The 471-nt window shown below is 59.0% G+C and carries 1 protein-coding gene; it reads right to left on the bottom strand.

The window, feature by feature from the left end; all coding sequences use genetic code 11:
* Positions 1-256: transposase (locus PKKP23_RS33600; RefSeq protein ID WP_138721065.1), on the bottom strand; the 256-nt coding region annotated here is incomplete at its 3' end.
* Positions 257-471 lie beyond the last annotated feature (215 nt).

Raw genomic sequence — 471 nt, 5'->3', positions numbered from 1 at the left:
CGCTCACCATGGCCTCGAAGCAACCTGCCTGAATCCAGCGCTGCGTCTGCTGGTAGACCAACTCCCACGGTGGGAAGTCGTTGGGCAGCAGACGCCACGGTGCGCCCGCGCGCACGATCCAGCGCAGCGCGTTGAACATCTCGCGCAATTCGTAGCGGCGCTGCGGCGCGTCTTTATTCATCAAGGTCAGGTACGGGGCGGCGAAGTACCACTCCTCATCCGATACATCTGTTGGGTACGGCTTGCGTTTTGGCATTCCGCTAGGATACCAGGTTCGATCCAAAGTCCCTAACACCCTCTAACTCAAAGTTCCTAACACCCTTTAGGGACGGGCTGAACAATGAGCATTGGCTGCACGGTTGACGTGCGAACCGACGCGAGAATCGGGAGGCGGGTGCCGTGACTGCTGAGTCCTGTGTCTCGACAAGCCTTCGAAGGCGTTTTTTGCGCAGATCTGCGCGTTCAAGACGC

This window comes from Paraburkholderia kururiensis JCM 10599 = LMG 19447 (assembly GCF_003986935.1).
Lineage (GTDB): Bacteria > Pseudomonadota > Gammaproteobacteria > Burkholderiales > Burkholderiaceae > Paraburkholderia > Paraburkholderia kururiensis.
This window is presented reverse-complemented; position numbering and strand designations above follow the sequence as displayed.